The following is a 20,005-nucleotide window of genomic DNA, read 5'->3' as shown; positions in this document are numbered from 1 at the left end:
GACATAACATTAGCACTGCTTTCAGCCGGTCTACGGGGAAATGTATAATGATAAAGCAATATTCATGGCTACGTTTTTATTAAGTTTGACACTAAGATCAAGAGATTAAGGGCAGGAGATTGAAAGCAAGAGACGAAGGCTTGCGATTGATTTAGGAATAAGGGATTAAGGTCAAGAGATTAAGGTCAAGAGATTAAGGTCAAAGAGATTAAGGTCAAGGGATTAAGGTCAAGAGATTAAGGTCAAGAGATTGAGGTCAAGAGATTGAGGTCAAAGAGATTAAGGTCAAGAGATTAAGGTCAAGATACTGAGATGAAAGGAATTGGAGTATGAAGTTAAATGGGTCAGAAATAATTGTGGAGTGTCTGAAGGAACAAGGTGTGGATACTGTGTTTGGTTATCCGGGTGGAGCTATACTTAATGTTTATGATGCGTTATATAAGCACTCTGATGAAATATTACACATTTTGACATCACACGAACAAGGTGCGGCGCATGCGGCCGATGGTTATGCTAGAGCAACTGGTAAGGTGGGCGTGTGTCTGGCTACATCAGGTCCTGGTGCTACTAATCTTGTAACTGGTATTGCAACAGCTTATATGGATTCAATTCCAGTTGTAGCGATTACTGCTAATGTTACCGTATCACTTCTGGGCAAAGACAGTTTTCAGGAAATTGACATAACAGGTGTTACAATGCCTATAACGAAACATAACTTTATAGTAAAAGATGTTACTAAGCTTGCAGATGTAATTAGAAGAGCTTTTACAATTGCAATGGAAGGAAGACCAGGACCGGTTTTGGTTGATGTTACAAAGGATGTTACGGCAGATATTTGTGACTATTTCAAAGTGATTCCTGAGGCGATTCTTAGACAGACTGATACAATTAAAGCGGATGATATTGATATCGCAGTAAAACTAATCAATGAATCAAAGCGACCATTTATATTTGTTGGCGGTGGTGCTATCATTTCAGAAGCGTCAGATGAATTGAGAGAGTTCGCGAAAAAAATTGATTCACCTGTAACTGATTCTTTAATGGGTAAAGGTGCCTTTGATGGCTCAGATCCATTATATACAGGAATGCTTGGTATGCACGGAACGAAAGCATCTAATTTTGGCGTATCAGAATGTGACTTGCTGATTACGATTGGCGCACGCTTTTCTGATCGCGTTACTGGTAATGTTAAAAAATTTGCAAGTAAAGCAAAAATCTTACAAATTGATGTTGATGCAGCAGAAATTGACAAAAATATTAAAACCTATGCAAGCGTAATTGGAGATGCAAAAGAAATACTTAAAATATTAAATGCGAAAACAACACAAACGGATAGAGCTGAATGGACTAGTCATATTTCAGAATATAAAGACAAATTTCCGCTGACTTACAATCAAAAGGAACTTACAGGCCCATATATTATCGAAAAAATTTATGAAGTGACAAATGGTGATGCTATAATTACAACGGATGTAGGACAACATCAGATGTGGGCAGCACAGTTTTATAAGTTTAAAAAACCAAGAACATTTCTTACTTCAGGTGGACTTGGAACAATGGGTTATGGACTTGGCGCATGTATTGGAGCAAAAGTTGGTTGTAAAGATAAGCTGGTTATTAATATTGCTGGAGATGGCTGTTTTAGAATGAATATGAATGAATTGATTACAGCTACAAGATATAATATCCCGATTATTCAGGTTGTGTTTAATAATCATGTTCTTGGTATGGTCAGACAATGGCAGGATCTTTTTTACAATAAAAGATATTCGTCTACAGTATTAGATGATCAAGTCGACTTCGTTAAACTGGCTGAAGCAATGGGAGCAAAAGCATATAGAGTTACTAAGAAAGAAGAACTGGAACCAGTAATTAGGGAAGCAATTAGACTTAATATACCTGTTTTAATTGATTGTATTATTGATAGAGAAGAAAAAGTGTTTCCTATGGTTGCACCAGGTGCTGCTATTTCAGAAGCATTTAATAAAGAAGATCTAGATAAAAAAAATAAAGAAATTTAGTTATGTTGTTAATTTTTTATCAAATTAGTGTTGACACTCAGTTGATATTACCATACAATAAAAAATATATGAATTTTAGGAGGAAAAAGAAGTGGGAAGAATTTTTAATTTTGCAGCAGGGCCAGCCGTTTTGCCTGAAGAAGTATTACAAGAAGCCGCAGCAGAAATGCTGGATTATAAAGGTACAGGAATGTCAGTTATGGAGATGAGTCATAGATCGAAACCTTATCAACAAATTATCGATGAGGCAGAAGCTGATATAAGAGAACTTATGAATATTCCAGATAATTATAAAGTCCTATTTTTACAAGGTGGTGCATCACAGCAGTTTGCTATGATTCCTATGAATCTTATGAAAAACAAAAAAGCTGGTTTTGTTGTTACTGGACAATGGGCTAAGAAAGCTTATCAAGAAGCTAAAATATTTGGTGAAGCTGTGGAACTTGCATCTTCAGCAGACAAAACATTTTCATATATTCCAGATTGTTCAGATCTTGCTATTACAGATGATATGGATTACGTATATATATGTGAAAACAATACAATATATGGTACAAAATATAAAACGTTACCGAATACAAAGGGTAAGACTTTGGTTGCAGATGTTTCTTCTTGTTTCTTATCAGAGCCAGTAGATGTTAGCAAGTATGGCGTTATTTATGGTGGCGTTCAAAAGAATGTTGGACCAGCAGGTGTTGTTATTGTAATTATTCGTGAAGATTTAATCACGGAGGATACACTTCCAGGAACTCCTACTATGTTAAAATATAAGATTCATGCAGACAATGGCTCATTATATAATACTCCACCTGCATATGGTATCTATATCTGCGGTAAAGTATTTAAATGGTTAAAGAAGATGGGTGGACTTACAGTTATGCAAGAACTCAATCAACGTAAAGCTAAGATCCTTTACGATTTTCTTGATGAGAGCAAATTATTTAAAGGTACTGTAGTCAAAGAAGATCGTTCACTTATGAACGTACCATTTGTTACAGGAAATGAAGAAATAGATGCAAAATTTGTAAAAGAAGCAAAAGCAGCTGGACTTGAAAGCCTGAAAGGTCACAGATCAGTTGGCGGAATGAGAGCAAGTATTTACAATGCAATGCCAATAGAAGGTGTTGAAAAACTTGTTGAATTCATGAGAAACTTCGAAAAGGAGAATGCATAATAATGATAAATATTAATTGTTTAGATAAAATAGCAGCAATTGGCTTAGATGGACTTACAGCTGATTATAACAAAGCAGCTTCATTTGAAGAAGCAGATGCAGTTCTTGTAAGAAGTGCAAAAATGCATGATATGGAATTTGGAGCTAACCTCAAGGCAATTGCAAGAGCAGGCGCTGGTGTTAACAACATTCCACTTGATAAATGTGCTGAAGAAGGTATTGTAGTATTCAATACTCCAGGTGCAAATGCAAATGGTGTTAAAGAAATGGTTATTGCTGGATTATTACTCGCATCACGTGATATTGTTGGAGGCATTAACTGGGTTCAAACAGTAAAAGATGATGAAAATATTGCAGCACTTGCAGAAAAAACAAAATCAAAATTTGGTGGAACTGAAATCAAAGGCAAAAAACTAGGTGTAATCGGACTTGGAGCAATTGGTGTTATCGTTGCGAATGCAGCTGTTTCACTTGGTATGGAAGTTTATGGATATGATCCATTTATTTCAGTAAAATCAGCATGGAGTTTATCAAGAGGCGTAAAACATATTAGTGCTGTAGAAGATATCTACAAAAATTGCGATTTTATTACAGTTCATGTTCCTCTTATGGACAGCACAAAAGAAAACATTAATAAAGAAGCATTTGCAATGATGAAAGATGGTGTTGTAATACTTAACTTCGCAAGAGATCTACTGGTAAATGAAGTAGAAATCGGAGAAGCTTTAGCTTCCGGAAAAGTGAAACGTTATGTAACTGATTTCCCTAACACAACTACAGCAGGAATGCCTGGTACAATTGTTGTTCCTCATCTTGGAGCCTCAACTGAGGAATCAGAAGATAATTGTGCAATAATGGCAGTTCAAGAAATTAGAGATTATATTGAAAATGGTAATATCAATAATTCAGTTAATTATCCTTCATGTGATATGGGCATATGTGAAAAAGCTGGACGTATCGCAGTTAATCATAAGAATGTTCCTGCAGTTATTAGCAAGATTACATCAATCTTTGGCCAAACAGCGATCAATATTTCAGATATGATGAATAAGAGTAAAAACAATTATGCTTACTCATTATTTGATCTAGATAAAGCAATTACAGATGATATTGTAAAGGAAATTAGAGCAATTGAGGGTGTAATAAAAGTAAGAGTTATTAAGTAATTTATGTGAGTTGGAATACGGACGAAAAACCTTATGTAGGTCCTCCTGTTCGCTCTTGCCTCTACAACCATACGGGATTGTCTGTATTCGGTTTGACACTGAAGTGTCAACCGCCTACAGACAATCCCGTATGGTTGTAACGGCAAAGGCGGACAATAGGGGACCTACATAAGGTTTTTCTACGTAATCCCGGAATCACAGTAAATCGGGCGCCACATAAGGGCGTAAGGGCGTAAGGGTAATGAAATATATGTATCTGCCGATATATTGAACAGATGAATGGACAGATGAATGAACAGATGAATGGACAGATGAATGGACAGATGAATGGACAGTTGAATGGACAGTTGAATGGACAGTTGAATGGACAGATGAATGGACAGATGAATGGACAGATGAATGAACTGATGAATGAACAGATGAATGAACTGACGAATGAACAGATGAATGAGTAGGCGAATCAATAGATGAATCAACAGCGGGGGAATAGGTGTGTTGATAGGGAAGGGTAGGGGGAAGATATATGATGGGAATGAATACATTTTTGATGAGGAATAGTGTTAATATATTCGATAAAAATCAGGTTAATATTAGTCGGGCTGACGCTGGTGTGGCTAATGGGAATCGGGTTAATATTAATGAGGTTAATAGTTATGAGACTGGTATGCTGCAGAGTATTGGGGATGAAGCTAATGTGGATAGTATTTCTGAGGGTGGATTCATGTTACAGGATGTTGCAATGCAAATAAAGGGACTTTTAAATTACGGTGTGGTTGGTAGTGGTGGTAGTGGTATTGATAGTGATAAGGGGAAGCAGAAGTATTTAGGAAAAATTAATGCAAGGCTTCAATCTGGAAGACCACTGACGCCTAAGCAGATTGCTTATTTGCAAAAGAATGAACCATTGCTATATCTTTACGCTAAAATAATTGAAATAAAAAGAAAATCAGTAGAGAGTCAATTAAAGAATTGTAGATCAAAGGAAGAAGCTCAAAGAATTCAAGAATTTGCAATGAGTAGTATTGGTAAAAATAATCCAATAAGAGAAAAGTTAATAAATACTGTAAATTATACAATAGAAGAATTTAAGAGAACTGACAGCTACAAACATCTTCCATCAACAGATAAAGAAGCAAATCATCATAATAATAGTGTAAATAAATTAAAAACAGATGAAGATAAACAAAATGATCAAGAGGAAGATGATACAGATGATGAGGATAGACTAACGGTACAGTATGATATTTCGCTAGGCAAGTATCAAGAAGCATTCATATGCAAAACGAACGATATTGAATCTTCTTTTTCATCTATTCAATGCTAATTTAATGCTCGATAGCTATTAAATAATGCTCAATAGCTACTAAATAATGCTCAATAAATACTAAAACAATGCTCAATAGTAATAAATTACATATTCTTTATGAGTGGTTTTTATGGTATAATAGCCTAATTAAGATAACCCAAGGAGAAAATATCACATGGCAGTAGTAAAACCATTTTTATGTGTAAGACCTAAACAAGAATTCGTAAGCAGGGTAGCAGCGTTACCTTATGACGTGTATAACAGGCAAGAGGCCTGCGATGAAGTTAAAAAAGAACCTTTATCATTCCTAAAAATAGATAGAGCAGAGACACAATTTGATGATAGTGTTGACACTTATGATGCAAGAGTGTATTTGAAAGCAAAAGAGTTACTAGAAGGTATGATTGCAGATGGTACATTTGTTCTAGATGAGGAAAGAGCGTATTTTATATATGAGCTCACGATGAATAGTCGTATTCAAACTGGTATCGTTGCTTGTTCTTCAATTGATGATTATAATAATAACGTGATTAAGAAACATGAGAATACAAGAGCAGACAAAGAAATTGATAGAATTACACATGTTGATACTTGCAATGCTCAGACAGGTCCTATATTCCTTGCTTACAGGGATAATATAGTTATTGATCAAGAAGTAGAAAAAGCCAGAAAGAATGATCCAATATATAATTTTACTTCAGATGATAACATAAAACATACAGTATGGAAGATATCAGCCATTGATTCTATTGATAAGATTCAAAAAGCATTTGCTACTATTAATGAGATTTATATTGCAGACGGACATCATCGGGCTGCATCAGCGGTTAAGGTTGGTATGCACAGAAGAGAGGCTAATCCAGCTTTCACAGGTCAGGAAGAATATAATTTCTTCCTCTCAGTTCTTTTTCCAGATGAACAGCTTATGATTATGCCCTATAATAGAGTTGTTAAAGATTTGAATGGAGATTCAAAAGAAGTATTTTTTGAAAAAGTAAGTAAATATTTTACGATTGAGAAAAAGACAGAAAAGGTTTCACCTTCAAGAAAAGCAACATTTGGAATGTATTTTGATCATGAATGGTATCTTCTTACAGCTTCTAAAGAAATTATTTCAGACGACCCAGTAAAAGGACTTGATGTGGCAATTTTGCAAGATAACCTACTTGCACCGATACTTGGAATTAATGACCCTAAAACAGATAAGAGAATTGATTTCGTTGGTGGTATTAGGGGGCTTGAAGAACTTGAAAGAAGAACCGGGAATGATATGAAAATTGCATTTTCAATGTATCCTACATCAATTGGAGAATTATTTGCTGTAGCGGATGCAGACAAATTAATGCCACCAAAGTCAACTTGGTTTGAACCAAAGCTCAGAAGTGGGATATTTATTCATAGGATTTAGGGACGGACGGACGAAAAAGGCTTGTATAGTTCCTCTTGTTCGCTATTGCCTCTACAGCCATGCGATATTGTCTGCATTCGGTTAGACACCGTGAAAATGGTGTCAACCGCCTGAAGACAATATCGCATGGCTGTAACGGCAAATGCGGACAGTTGAGGAACTATACAAGCCTTTTTCTGGTCTGTTGTGACAATCCAATGAATAAGGGCGTAAAAAGCGTAAAAAGCGTAAAAGAAGTAAAAGATGTTAAAGAAATAAAAGTAATTAAATTAGTTGTAGTAATTTTTCGAATTCTGACATTGGCATTGGGCGGTAGTATAGGAAGCCTTGTGCTCTGTAGCATCCGCATTCAAGCATAAAATCAGCTTGCTCAAGGGTTTCAATTCCTTCGGCAATAATATTGATGTTTAAATCAGTCATCATGGAAATCATATGCTTGATAATAATACGACTTTTTATTGTGGAAATATCACTTAAAAACACACGGTCAATCTTAATCTCATCTATCGGTTCATCTTTTAACATATTCATAGAAGAATAACCAGATCCAAAATCATCCATTGATAGGTAAAAACCATTTTTTTGTAAATTACTCATTGTTTTCAATACAAGTTCAGTATTTTCGGTTAATGCACTTTCGGTTAACTCTAATTGAACCAGATCACGAGAAATATTATATTTTTCAGCTAGTCCATATAATACTTGTTCAAAATCAGTTTGATAGGAATGTAACCTAGAAACATTTAATGAGATAGGAACAACTTTATAGCCTTTGTCTATCCATTGGCGGAGGGAATGAAATACTTCTTCCCAAACATATTTGTCGACATCTACAATATAGCCACTCTTTTCAAGTACAGGAATAAACTGAATCGGTAATAAAAATCCATCCTGTGGGTGATTCCAGCGAAGCAGGGCCTCTCCACCAATGATTTCTTTGGTAAGCATATTTACTTTGGGCTGTATGTATACTTCTAAATCATGATTGTTTAAAGCTGGTATGATTTCATTTTCGATTTTCTTTTCATATAATAACTGTTGACGTAATGTTTCATCATAAAATGCATAGCATGAAAAAACACGTCCCTTTACTGTCTGCAGTGCAAGATTTGCGTAATCGATTAAAAGACTAATATCCATGCCAAATTCAGATTTACATATTCCAAATGCTGGCAAAATCTTACAAGGAAGCGGAAAGCTCTCAATTTTTTGGGCGATATCATGTACTATATTAATTAAATCTTGGTCTGTTTTATAAGGGGTACACAATGCAAAAATATCAGCACGCAAATGCCCTGCAACTGCATCTTCAGCTTCATATTTTTTAAAGCAGTCTGAAATATAAACTAGTAACTTATCACCCTCGGTCCGCCCGCAGAATTCATTAATGGTTTTGAATCGATATATATCCATTCGTATAAGTGCATATTGTTTACCTAGATGGGTGTGAAGACATTCATTTGCTTTATAGAAAAATGCTACATTACCATATAATCCTGTGAGAGAGTAACGGTCAACTTCTGCATTACGATCTGCCATTTTTTTTAGAGAATATAAATATAATTCGTTTTTGCCATCTTCAGTCATCATCGGCGAAGGAGCTATTATTTTTTTGATATCATTATTTTCCATATAAGAAGAGTCCCTTCCTGTACAAGTAGTTGTTGAATATACTCAAAAAAACTATTGATTAATTAAGATATTACCACAAAATGAACAAAAGTACAATTAGATTTTGCCTTTACTATTTCATAAAAACATTGTATAATTTTTGTTATTAACTGATTATATTCATCTAAAAAAAGGAGAAATAATATGTTACACGAGACAATTAATATCGATATTGATTATGAGGCGTTAGAAATCAAACATAATGATAATAAAGCAATAATAACAACTTATATTTTAGATAGCTATCCCGAATATCAAGGAGAACGGAAGCGTCCACTTGTAATTATCTGTCCAGGTGGTGGCTATGAGCATCATTCACCTCGTGAAGGTGAGGCAATCGCAATTAAGATGAATAGTTTTGGATTTAATGCATGTATTTTAAAGTACAGTCTTATTCCGAATGAACTTCCATGTGCACTGTTTGAAGCGGCATATACAATTGCATACGCAAGAGCACACGCAGATGAATGGAGCATTGATCCTAATAAAATCGTTATTGCAGGGTTCTCTTCGGGGGGACATGTTGCCGCAAGTCTTGGAACAATGTGGAATAAAGATATACTAAAAGATTTTGTAAATAACACGCTCAAATTAACACAAAAAGATATTAGACCGAATGGAATACTTCTTGGATATCCAGTAATTACTTCTGGTGAATATGCTCATCGCCCATCATTTGTAAGAATTCTTGGGAAAGATTATGATAAAAAATTAGAATTGGTTTCTTTGGAAAATAGGGTAGATGCAGATACTCCAATTACATTTTTATGGCATACAGTTCAAGATGGTTCAGTGGCAATGGAAAATTCATTGCTATTTGCAAATGCATTGAGGAAAAACAAGGTTCCTTTTGAGTTACACATATTTCCAAATGGAAGCCATGGACTTGGATTAGCAACTAGAGAAACGGATATGAAGGACGGAAGTAAATTTCAGCCGGAATGTGCATGCTGGGTAGATATGTTTAAAGTATGGGTGGAAAAGAACATATAAATATAAGCTTGATAATTGTTAGCATAGGGGGGGAGATTAGATGGACAAAAATTTGTATAGGCTTATGAATTGGCCAGAAATCGAAAGTATAGTATATTCAGAATGTGATAAACCACATGATTTACTAGGTGGTCATGTGTGTGATAGCGGTTTCTTAATACAGACCTTTAAGCCAAAGGCTGTATGCGTATGGGTAAAAGTAATAGAAAAGAATAAGTTATATGAGATGGAAAAGGTAGATGAGGCTGGATTTTTTGCCTTGTTGTTACCCGGTAAAAAGACACAGAATTATACATTGATCATTGAAGATAAAAATGGTAAAAAAACTGAAATAATGGATGCATATAATTTTAAATCAGTTATTAAAGAGGCTGATTTAAAAGCATTTAATGCGGGCGTCAATTATAGTGTTTACAAGATGTTGGGTGCGCATGTCATGACGATTGATGGAGTCAGCGGAGTGAATTTTGCGGCTTGGGCACCGAATGCTTTACGGATAAGTGTTGTAGGAGATTTTGATTTGTGGGATGGAAGAGATTATCAGATGCGAAGGCTTGGACAAAGTGGAGTATTTGATATTTTTATTCCGGGAATTGGAGTGAATGACATATACAAATATGAGGTGAAATGCAAAGGTGGGCTTGTAATGCTCAAAGCTGATCCATATGGTTTTTATTCAGAGGTAAAACCTAACACAGCATCCGTTGTATATGATATTGAAAATTATCAATGGAATGATAAAAAGTGGATGGATAGTAACGTTTCTATTAATTCATTTGAAAGGCCGATGTCTATATATGAGATACATTTAGGATCATTTAAAAAGCCTGATGATAAGAGAAAATACTATAACTATAGGGAATTAGCACCTATGTTAATTGCGTATGTGAAGGATATGGGATATACACATGTTGAATTAATGCCAGTCAATGAATTTTCATCTGACCAATCACTTGGATATCATGTAACGGGATTTTATGCGCCCACAAGTAGATTTGGAAATCCGGATGACTTTAAGTATTTGATTGACCAGCTTCATCAGGCAGGAATTGGTGTTATTATTGATTGGGTAATGTCTCGTTTTTCAAAAGATTCATATGGGCTATCTGAATTTGATGGCAGTTGTCTTTATGAGTATGCGGATTCTAGGCTAAATTCACATCCAGACAAGAATACATATTTATTTAATTATGGCAGGCCAGAGGTTAGTAACTTTCTTATTGGAAGTGCGTTGATGCTGGTTGAACATTATCATGTGGATGGAATTAAAATGGATGAATTTGCACCGATGCTATATCGTGATTATGGGAAGAATGCAGGAGAGTGGATTGCCAATATCTATGGTGGCAAAGAAAATCTTGAAGCAATTGAACTTATGAAGCATCTGAATTCGATTTTTAAAAAGCGCAATCATAGTATCATTTTGATTGCAGAGGAATCTACAGCTTGGCCAAGGGTTACGGGCAAAGTTGAAGAAGAATCACTTGGGTTCGATTACAAATGGAATAATGGATGGATGCATGATTTTATAGAATTTATGAAACTAGATCCTATTTATAGAAAGGGATATTATAACGAGCTATCATTTAGCATGATTTATGCTTATAGTGAGAACTTTTTACTTGGTATTTCGCATGAAGAAGTTATGGTTGGTAAGAAATCCATGATTGAAAAGATGCCTGGGAATTCATCAAAACAGAAGTTTGCAAACTTAAGGGCTACCTATGGTTATATGTTTACGCATCCAGGTAAGAAATTATTATTTATGGGACAGGATTTTGGACAATATGACGAGTGGTCTCAATTAAACAATGTTCAATGGAGCCTTCTAGAAGAGGATATTAATAACGCAAACATGCAGCTATATGTCAGAGATCTGAATAAACTATATGTTAGTGAGCAAGCTTTATATGAGCAGGATTATACCACAAATGGATTTCAGTGGATTAACAATAGTGCAGTAGAGGAAACAATACTTTCATTTGTGAGAAAGGCTTCTGATGGAGAAGAACTTTTGATAATTGCAAATTTCACACCTGTAACTAGAGTTAAGTATCAAGTTGGCGTTAATAAGCGAGGTAAATATAAAGAAATATTTAACAGCGATGCAGTAAAATATGGCGGAGAAGGAAAAGTCAATGCTAGAATTAAGAATTCAAAAGAAGAACCATGCGATGGCAAGAAAGATTCTATCACAATTACAGTGCCACCGCTTGGAATATCCGTTTTAAGATTTATTCCATTTACACAAGAGGATGAAGTTAAGCTTATAAAGGATACGGTTGTAAAACCCAAGCAAAAATCAACGAAGTCAGGCAACAACCATAATGAAATTAAAAAAACTGGTGGAGAAAAATCTGGATCAAAAACAAATGTGAAAAAGAAGATTAAAATACTACCTAATTAATATGAAAGTTTCAAGTATGAAAGCTATCTGAAAGGCGATATAAAAAATGAATATATTTTATTTGACGACAACACCAACTGAAGTAATTGAATTCTTTTCGGTAGAAAATTTAAAGAATATACGAAATGGCTTCCTAGCGGGGGTGCAACTATATGCGTGGAAGCTTATCTTAGCAATTGTTATATGGTTTATCGGTAAGAAATTAATACAATTAGGCGTAAAGATAATGAACAAAGCATTGGGAAAAACAGGATTAGATACAGGCGTTGTTAAGTTCTTATGTTCTCTTACGCGATTTGCTGCATATATAATAATATTAATTCAGATCATCAAAATATTAGGATTTGAAACAAGTACATTTGTTGCATTGTTAGGTACGGCTGGACTTGCATTTGGACTTGCATTACAAGGAAGTCTGTCAAATTTTGCAGGTGGAGTTCTGATACTCATATTTAAGCCGTTCAGAGTTGACGATTATATTGTATCTGGAGTAAATGAAGGTACCGTAAAGGTAATTGATTTATTATATACAAAACTACTCACACTTGATAATAAGACGATTACGATACCAAATGGTACGCTTGCTAATTCAAGTGTTACAAATGTCTGTTCGCAAGATACAAGGCGAATTGATATTGAGATTCCGATTGGGTACACCTCTGATATTAAGAAAGCGAAAGGATTATTGCATGATATTTTAGTAGATCAACCACAGATATTCAAGGATCAAGAAATTACCGTGATTGTCAAGAGCCTTGAGGATAGTCGTGTGCTTCTTGAAACAAGAGCTTGGGTTAATACCGGGAATTATTGGGATACGAAGTGTGAACTTCTTGAGAGATTTCTTGAAGTGTTTAATGATAATGGAATTGAGATTCCGTTTAATAAAATGGATATCAATCTAAAAAAAGAGTCAGATGTTATAATATAAGTAAAACATAAGGAACGGGATTGCGCTAGCAATCCCGTTTCTTATGTTTTGTCTTAACGATGACTAATAAATAGGCAAGTAAGATATTAATACAATTTAATAATCGTTTGTTGTGTGTCGTTTGCTACTATTCTTCCTTTTGCATTGAAGAATAACACCATATTATTCATATTTTCTGCATTTACGATATAAGCTACATGATATTCAAATTCTTCATTCGCCTGAATTGAGGTTCTTTGGATAAGCAATTGCTTTGACTCTGTTGAATTTGGATTATCATTATACATTGTAGATTTTGAACAATATACACTCCAGCCTTCACCGAATCCAGCTTTACTTGAATATTTGTTACTAGCGGGTAAACTTAATGTCCCGTTATTATTCAAAAGGCAGCAAATCTGTGGAGTTATTTTCACTTGATCGACTAAATGATCACTTGTATTTTTAACTTTCATTGTTACATATATTAGCTTTAAATCACTTGAAGTTTGCCCAACGATTGTATCTACACTGGTTTGGCCATCACCTTTAGTGATTATTTTTTGAATAAATGGTACTAAATTCCCATCAGAATCGACATTTTGTTTTACATTCTCATAATCATATCCAAATCCAGAAATATCTAAATCTTTAATGGAGTCTCTGACTTCAACATTTTGAACAGTATATGTTAAATCCGGTGAATTATATTGAGTAGTGTTAATACCCTTAAAGGAATCACCTTTGTTTAAAAAATTACTATCATCAACATTATTTGTTACTGTTGATGAAACAGTTGGTGCTGAAACAGTAGCTACCGTTGAAGTTTTGTAAGAAACTGAGATTGCTTCCTCTTTGCTACACGCAACTAATTGTAAATTTTCAGCAATTTTAATTAGTTCATCATCCGGTACACTCTCCTGTGCATATATTTGAAGCGTATACCCATAATCATTATAAAATACTAAAAGTATCTTACTGAAATCTTTTATATCAGTAGCATTTAAATGTAACAAAGATGCATTATAATTAATTATGGTTATATCCGTTGTTTCTAAAACATTGGCAAAAGAGAATTTCGATTTGTCATCCACACCATTTAAAAGTACGGATATATTTTGGTTTGAAAACCAACTACCATCGAATGAAAATTTATTACTAGGAGGTTGATCTTCTTTATAACCATCTGGTAAGTAACCATATTGAAACTTAACGTTTGAGTGATATAATTCTGAGTTTACATTTCCTTGTGTTGCATCATTTTCAAAATTATATTCGACTGCATATTTATTAGTCTGCTCCTTATTTACCCTTAAACCTTCTATAACTGCATTTGCTGCAAATACTGATGCTGGGATACAAAGTATAGCTACACAGGCCGCCGCAATAAGGGCTTTTCTTCTTGTGGTATTTTTTATGTTATCCTTTAATTTGATTTTATTTAATAGATCCTTCTTATTATTTTCATAGCTGTCTGAAAAAGTGTGAATTGAATCATCCTTATCAAATTCATCTATAGATATTTTTTTGCCTAAGCATTGCATATTGTTCTGCTTTTTCTTCATTCTCAGATCCTCCAATTCTATCAATTATAAATTTTTTAGCCCGTTCAATACGTTTCCTTATTGTACGGTTATCAACACCAGTTAGCGCAGATATCTCTATTGTTGATAATTCATAGAAATATCTAAGCTTTATTACTTGCTTATATATTTCAGGCATATCTAACATTACTGATTCAAGCATATCATGATTATGCATATTTATAATTTTGGTTTCTATAACATTGTGGGGATCTTCCATTTCTTGTTCTTCAATATACTCGAAAAGCCAAGATTCCCTTTGGTTTTTACGATATACATTGATTGCTGTAGTTTTAACGATTGTTATTGCTAACCATTTTGTTTTGCTATCATCTACAGTTTTAATTTTGTCAAGATAATCAGTTAGCTTCATAAATGAATCTTGTACAACATCCTCGGCCTGTGCAACATTTTTTAATATTCCATAAGCCACGGAATACATCTTAGATTCATATAATTCATATAATTGTTCCATCTTTTTAAGATTACTTTTCTTAATGGTTATCATCTGATGTCCCTTCCTGTTATATTTTTGAACGTTCTATTAATAATAACAAATCAGCGGTTGCTTTTGTGACATGGAATAAAATTCGGGAGGGTGTTGAGTGAATATAAATTTATAATGATTTATTTTGACGCCTTTCCTTCAAGCAACATGTTTTTTACAAGCCTCAGGGATGATGAAAAGTCTCACTTCGTTCGATTTTCATCTGAGTCTTGACAAAACATTGGCGTTGCTTTCAGCCGGTCTAGTCAAAATGAATCATTATAAATTTATATTCACGGGCGACACGGTGGTAGAAGGTTAATGTTGGTGGCAAAGGCAAAGGCAAAGGCAAAGGCAAAGGCAAAGGCAAAGGCAAAGGCAAAGGCAAAGGCAAAGGCAAAGGCTTCATGCGGAGCGGGAAAAAATTGTCCACTCGAAAGGGGGAAAGGCTTCATGTTGAGTAAAAAAAATGTCCACTCGGGTATAAAAAAGGCTACATATTAAATATATTGGCCATTTAGAGGCATAACGCATGTTATATATTTCCAATTAATAGAATCATAAATGCAGCATGTATGAATTGCAAGTATATTTATATAGAATAGAAAAAAGGTTCCAGGAAGTTACTCCTGGAACCATAGATGTTTGTTATTATTCTGCTTTTATTTTAGGTAATCTTCACAGATTTTAATTACTTGGTTCATTGCGGTGGGACTAGGTGCGCCGATGGTGAGCCTTTTTTCTACGCAAGTTTTTAAGCTAATGGCTTCGTAGATATCCTCTTTGAAGACTGGGCAGATTGTTTTATATTCAGCAAGAGTCATGTCATCAAGAGAAATATTCTTTTCAATACAGAAGAGTACCAGCTGTCCAACGATTCCGTGAGCGTCTCTGAAGGGGATTCCGTTTTTGACAAGGTAGTCAGCGGCGTCTGTGGCATTTGTGAAGCCGTTTTTGGCACTTGCCTCCATATTGGTATTGTTGAACTTCATTGTGTCTATCATGCCCTTAAAAAGGGATACACAGCCCTTTACAGTATCAATTGCATCAAATGTAAATTCCTTGTCCTCCTGCATGTCTTTGTTGTACGCGAGAGGGATTCCCTTCATTGTAGTAAGAAGAGAGACAAGAGCTCCGTATACTCGTCCAGTCTTGCCACGAACAAGTTCTGCAATATCTGGATTTTTCTTTTGTGGCATAATGCTACTACCTGTGCTATAAGCATCATCTAACTCAATAAATCTATATTCATTTGAATTCCAAATAATGATTTCTTCAGAGAAACGGCTTAGGTGCATCATAATTGTAGATAAAGCACTTAAAAATTCAATTAGGTAATCCCTGTCAGATACAGAATCCATGCTGTTAAGCGTTGGTCCAGCAAATCCAAGAAGCTTCGCTGTAAGTTCTCTATCAAGTGGATAGGTAGTTCCTGCAAGAGCACCAGCTCCGAGTGGGCAGTAGTTCATTCTTTCATGAATATCAAAAAGACGAGAGCGGTCACGCTTAAACATTTCAAAATATGCTCCAAAATGGTGAGCAATCGTAACTGGCTGCGCTTTTTGTAAATGTGTGAAACCAGGCATATAAGTTTCAGTATTTTCCTTCATGATTCTAAGAATAACCTGAAGTAATTCTTTTAATTCTTCATCAACAGCGAGGACTTCATCTCTTGTATAAAGCTTCATATCAAGAGCAACTTGATCATTTCGGCTTCTTCCTGTATGAAGTTTTTTGCCAACATCACCAGTACGTTCTATAAGAGTAGCTTCTACGAAGCTGTGAATATCTTCATATTCGTCAGAAATCTCAAGAAGACCAGTTTCAATATCAAAAAGAATCGCTTTTAGGCCTTTCTGAATTTCAAGGCTTTCAGCTTCCGTAATTATGCCTTGTTTTCCAAGCATTTCCACATGTGCAAGACTACCTGTGATGTCCTGTTTATAAAATTTCTGATCAAAAGAAATTGATGCGTTAAAATTGTTTACTAGTTTGTCTGTTTCTTTCGTGAAACGTCCACCCCATAATTTCATAGGTATATCCTCCATTTTTATAAGTTTGTTTCATTATTATCTTTTGCATTATAATCTGAATCAGCGTCAGAGTCAATGTCATCATCTAGATAGGCATTGACGTCAGCAGCCAAACCAGAGGTGATATCATTATCAATCACCATATCCATATCCTTTTCAGTGGCTAATTTGTTAGTAAATGGCTCCGCATGATTAAGTCCAATCATATTAGCAAGTTTATCTTTGATTGGAGTGTTGTATAGAATAACATCTTCCTCAGAAAGTATTTCTTGTAAAAACTTTGGAAGTTTCTTGGTGGAAAGCCGACCATTCTTTTCACGCCTTCTAAATATAAACAGGGCTATCAAAATAAGTATACAAGAAATTGAAATAATCAAACCTTTTACTAATCCTACAGGTATATAAGACAACTTTATGGTATGTTGTCCAACACCAACATCAATTCCTAACAATGCATCCTTGATTGCAAATGTATTCACTTTTTTGCCATCAACTTTAACAGTCCATCCCTTATCAAAAGGTATTGAGAACATCATTACACCATCATTTAATGAATTGACAGTACCTTCTATTTTGGTGTCACTATGATACGTTACATCAAGTCCACCTTGTTTGAGCGTATTAATTGCAGAGATAAATTTGTTAGTATCAAGTGAATATACTAAAACGTTCATTGTAGTATCAGCATAAGCTTCAATTACATCAGTAGTATTTACATAACCGATATCTATAGTGTAGTTAGAATTTTCTAGATCGGTATAATTAGTTATAGTTCCATTGATTGAGACACTTAATGCCTTAATATTTTGATTCCTAGCAAGAAGATACATATGTCCATTCATTGTCGGAACGATATTTACATCTGGTTCTGTATGAAATTCATAAATCTGCTTAAATACTTCAGGAATTCCAGTGTTAAGTTGTATAAATGCATTTTGATTTTGAATCCCATATCCTGGTGAATCAAGTTTCCAATCTTCATTAATATTTGAATTTACCATAAAACCAATAGGCAAAGTATATTGATTTTGATATAAAAATTCGCCATTGTTACCATAGTAAAATTTCAATAAATTACTTTCAGTCACCGACTTATTACCTAATAGATATTTTACATCAAATATAGCATCAGTAACTAAAGTGGATCCTTTAAACGCATAAGCATTTGTTGAATGTTCACAACCTAAATAACCTAGAAAATCTGTCATCCCCGCATTCGCAGTAGAAGAGAAGGTGGAAATACTCTTATAATTATGCCAAGCAGCATCATTTTTTGTACGGAGCCCAGAGGTTTTTTCTATTCTATAAAATGAAGTGTCATTTTGGTCTACAAAATCATTTACAGTATCAACCGCCTCATTATCATTCACATAATAGGTTCTGATAGTAGTACTAAGTCCTGTAGCTTGCATGTTGATTGTGCATTCAATAATTGCAACAGTAAATACCAAGAATATGAGAAGTGGCTTCTTTAATCGATTACTTCTATGAAGATATATGAATAACATATATATAAGCATAAATGCACCACTGATATACATTATCTTGAAATTATAAGTGTCTCCTGCATAGAGTTGTTCAGCAAGAAGGAGGAATCCAATCGCACACCAAAGCGCACCGGTTAATTGTTTTTTTGAATAACTTTCAATATCATGAAAGGCTTCATAACTCATTGAAAGTACGAAAAAAATGTATATAAATGATTGGCGACAAGGCAAACTATTAGGGAAGTGAAAGCCATGCCATACAAAGTTAGGAATATTCATATTAAATGCAGTTAAAAAGATTAGTAGAATAACAACCTTTCCAACTTTTTGCCTGGTATTGATTTTTGAATTCATTATATAAAGCGGAATCAAAAAGAAAATGGCTACGCCACAATATATATTTGGATAATGTTCAAGTCCAAGATGAACAGGGACATTTATTAACTGTCTTACAAGCATTTCCATAATTGGGAAGTAAGTTGTAAGTGTTTTTGGAAATGACATTTCACTTGATGCAGAAAGCGATAGTGCGTACATTTCCGGTAAAAGTAGACATGCGGCAAGTCCTCCAGCAATTAATGAATAAAAAACCCAATTAATAAACTTTTTCAAGTAGATTTTAAAATGTCTATTTCCACTGTAGGAGATCATTAAAACAATAAAATATATAACAACAGTTAGGCATACCATAATTGATATATAATAGTTTGAAAAAATACAAAGGCCAAGAGAAATACTGTATAAGAAACATTTGTTTTCGTTAACAAGTTTTTCTAAACCAAGGATGATGAGTGGAATAAGAATGATACAGTCTAGCCACATAATATTCCAACTATAAGCAGCAACAAATCCAGACATTGCATAAAAAGTACCAAACAATGCGATCAAGCAAGATTTTGTGTGAAAGCGTTTTGAAATATAATATGTGAAAGAAGTACTAGCACCTGCAAGTTTCAAAATAATCAGCGCATTCATTATTTCAATAATATATTTTTGTGGAAAAAGGACAATTAGCCAGTTCGCGGGGCTTGCAAGATAATAACCATATAGTGCAGTGAAATTCGTGCCCATACCAATATCCCATGAATATGTAAGACTCTGGCCAGTTGCTAGCTTGTGCCAAAACTCCGAAAAAAATGGAGCATATTGATGATACATGTCAGAGCGTAGATAACAATTATTACCAAAAGGGAATATGTCCCTTACATAATATAAAGCGATAAACATTATAAGTGGAATCGCATATGCTATAATATAAGTAATATTACCGTGTGGGATTTCATTATCTGAAGATGAATCAGTATCCAATAGTTTAATCTTTGGAAATTTAATTTTATTCACAATATACTCCTATCCGCC

The 20,005-nt window shown here is 34.4% G+C and carries 15 protein-coding genes; 10 read left to right on the top strand and 5 right to left on the bottom strand.

The window, feature by feature from the left end; genetic code table 11:
- The first annotated feature begins 329 nt into the window (after window positions 1-329).
- The 6 genes from ilvB (at window position 330) to BMY18_RS13025 (ending at window position 7,075) form a co-directional block, all read left to right on the top strand.
- Window positions 330-2,021, top strand: a complete 1,692-nt coding sequence (gene ilvB, locus BMY18_RS13050) for a biosynthetic-type acetolactate synthase large subunit (RefSeq protein WP_092454742.1) — start codon at window positions 330-332, stop codon at window positions 2,019-2,021.
- 91 nt (window positions 2,022-2,112) lie between these two features.
- Complete coding sequence (gene serC, locus BMY18_RS13045) at window positions 2,113-3,195, top strand: 3-phosphoserine/phosphohydroxythreonine transaminase (protein WP_092454740.1); 1,083 nt, start codon at window positions 2,113-2,115, stop codon at window positions 3,193-3,195.
- A gap of 2 nt (window positions 3,196-3,197) precedes the next feature.
- Window positions 3,198-4,361 carry a phosphoglycerate dehydrogenase gene (locus tag BMY18_RS13040; RefSeq protein WP_092454738.1) on the top strand — a complete coding sequence of 388 codons (1,164 nt, stop codon included), beginning with the start codon at window positions 3,198-3,200 and terminating at the stop codon, window positions 4,359-4,361.
- 287 nt (window positions 4,362-4,648) lie between these two features.
- Window positions 4,649-4,816, top strand: a complete 168-nt coding sequence (locus BMY18_RS21095) for a hypothetical protein (RefSeq protein ID WP_170841400.1) — start codon at window positions 4,649-4,651, stop codon at window positions 4,814-4,816.
- A 68-nt stretch (window positions 4,817-4,884) separates the two neighbouring features.
- Window positions 4,885-5,685 carry a hypothetical protein gene (locus tag BMY18_RS13030; RefSeq protein WP_092454734.1) on the top strand — a complete coding sequence of 267 codons (801 nt, stop codon included), beginning with the start codon at window positions 4,885-4,887 and terminating at the stop codon, window positions 5,683-5,685.
- 157 nt (window positions 5,686-5,842) lie between these two features.
- Window positions 5,843-7,075, top strand: coding sequence for a DUF1015 domain-containing protein (locus BMY18_RS13025; protein WP_092454732.1), 1,233 nt, complete (start codon window positions 5,843-5,845; stop codon window positions 7,073-7,075).
- A 264-nt stretch (window positions 7,076-7,339) separates the two neighbouring features.
- On the opposite strand, the gene BMY18_RS13020 is transcribed toward BMY18_RS13025, so the two are convergent.
- Window positions 7,340-8,707 (bottom strand): putative bifunctional diguanylate cyclase/phosphodiesterase, encoded by a 1,368-nt coding sequence (locus tag BMY18_RS13020; protein ID WP_092454730.1) that lies wholly within the window; start codon window positions 8,705-8,707, stop codon window positions 7,340-7,342.
- Window positions 8,708-8,890: 183 nt separating this feature from the next.
- On the opposite strand from BMY18_RS13020, the gene BMY18_RS13015 reads away from it, so the two are divergent.
- The 3 genes from BMY18_RS13015 to BMY18_RS13005 are packed head-to-tail and all read left to right on the top strand — an operon-like array spanning window position 8,891 to window position 13,077.
- Complete coding sequence (locus BMY18_RS13015) at window positions 8,891-9,739, top strand: alpha/beta hydrolase (protein ID WP_092454728.1); 849 nt, start codon at window positions 8,891-8,893, stop codon at window positions 9,737-9,739.
- Between the two features lie 40 nt (window positions 9,740-9,779).
- A complete protein-coding gene (gene glgB, locus BMY18_RS13010; RefSeq protein WP_092454726.1) occupies window positions 9,780-12,146 on the top strand; it encodes a 1,4-alpha-glucan branching protein GlgB in 2,367 nt (788 codons plus the stop codon).
- A gap of 46 nt (window positions 12,147-12,192) precedes the next feature.
- Window positions 12,193-13,077 (top strand): mechanosensitive ion channel family protein, encoded by an 885-nt coding sequence (locus BMY18_RS13005; RefSeq protein ID WP_092454724.1) that lies wholly within the window; start codon window positions 12,193-12,195, stop codon window positions 13,075-13,077.
- Between the two features lie 86 nt (window positions 13,078-13,163).
- Here the strand turns inward: BMY18_RS13005 and BMY18_RS13000 are convergent, their stop codons facing one another.
- Together BMY18_RS13000 and BMY18_RS12995 are read right to left on the bottom strand one after the other, a co-directional pair.
- Window positions 13,164-14,621: a hypothetical protein gene (locus BMY18_RS13000; RefSeq protein ID WP_092454722.1), complete on the bottom strand. Its 1,458-nt coding sequence runs from the start codon at window positions 14,619-14,621 to the stop codon at window positions 13,164-13,166.
- Window positions 14,566-15,147, bottom strand: coding sequence for an RNA polymerase sigma factor (locus BMY18_RS12995; protein ID WP_092454720.1), 582 nt, complete (start codon window positions 15,145-15,147; stop codon window positions 14,566-14,568). The genes BMY18_RS13000 and BMY18_RS12995 overlap by 56 nt, the downstream gene beginning before the upstream one ends.
- Window positions 15,148-15,453: 306 nt before the next feature.
- Between BMY18_RS12995 and BMY18_RS21280 the strand changes: the two genes are divergently transcribed.
- Window positions 15,454-15,630, top strand: a complete 177-nt coding sequence (locus BMY18_RS21280; RefSeq protein WP_207647447.1) for a hypothetical protein — start codon at window positions 15,454-15,456, stop codon at window positions 15,628-15,630.
- Between the two features lie 158 nt (window positions 15,631-15,788).
- Here BMY18_RS21280 and argH read toward each other — a convergent pair whose 3' ends face one another.
- On the bottom strand, window positions 15,789-17,159 hold the full coding sequence (gene argH / locus BMY18_RS12985) for an argininosuccinate lyase (protein WP_092454715.1): 1,371 nt from the start codon (window positions 17,157-17,159) through the stop codon (window positions 15,789-15,791).
- Between the two features lie 17 nt (window positions 17,160-17,176).
- Window positions 17,177-19,987, bottom strand: coding sequence for a YfhO family protein (locus BMY18_RS12980; protein WP_092454713.1), 2,811 nt, complete (start codon window positions 19,985-19,987; stop codon window positions 17,177-17,179).
- Window positions 19,988-20,005: the final 18 nt, after the last annotated feature.

The sequence above is a fragment of the [Clostridium] fimetarium genome (assembly GCF_900111235.1).
Classification (GTDB): Bacteria; Bacillota; Clostridia; order Lachnospirales; family Lachnospiraceae; genus Clostridium_N; species Clostridium_N fimetarium.
This window is presented reverse-complemented; position numbering and strand designations above follow the sequence as displayed.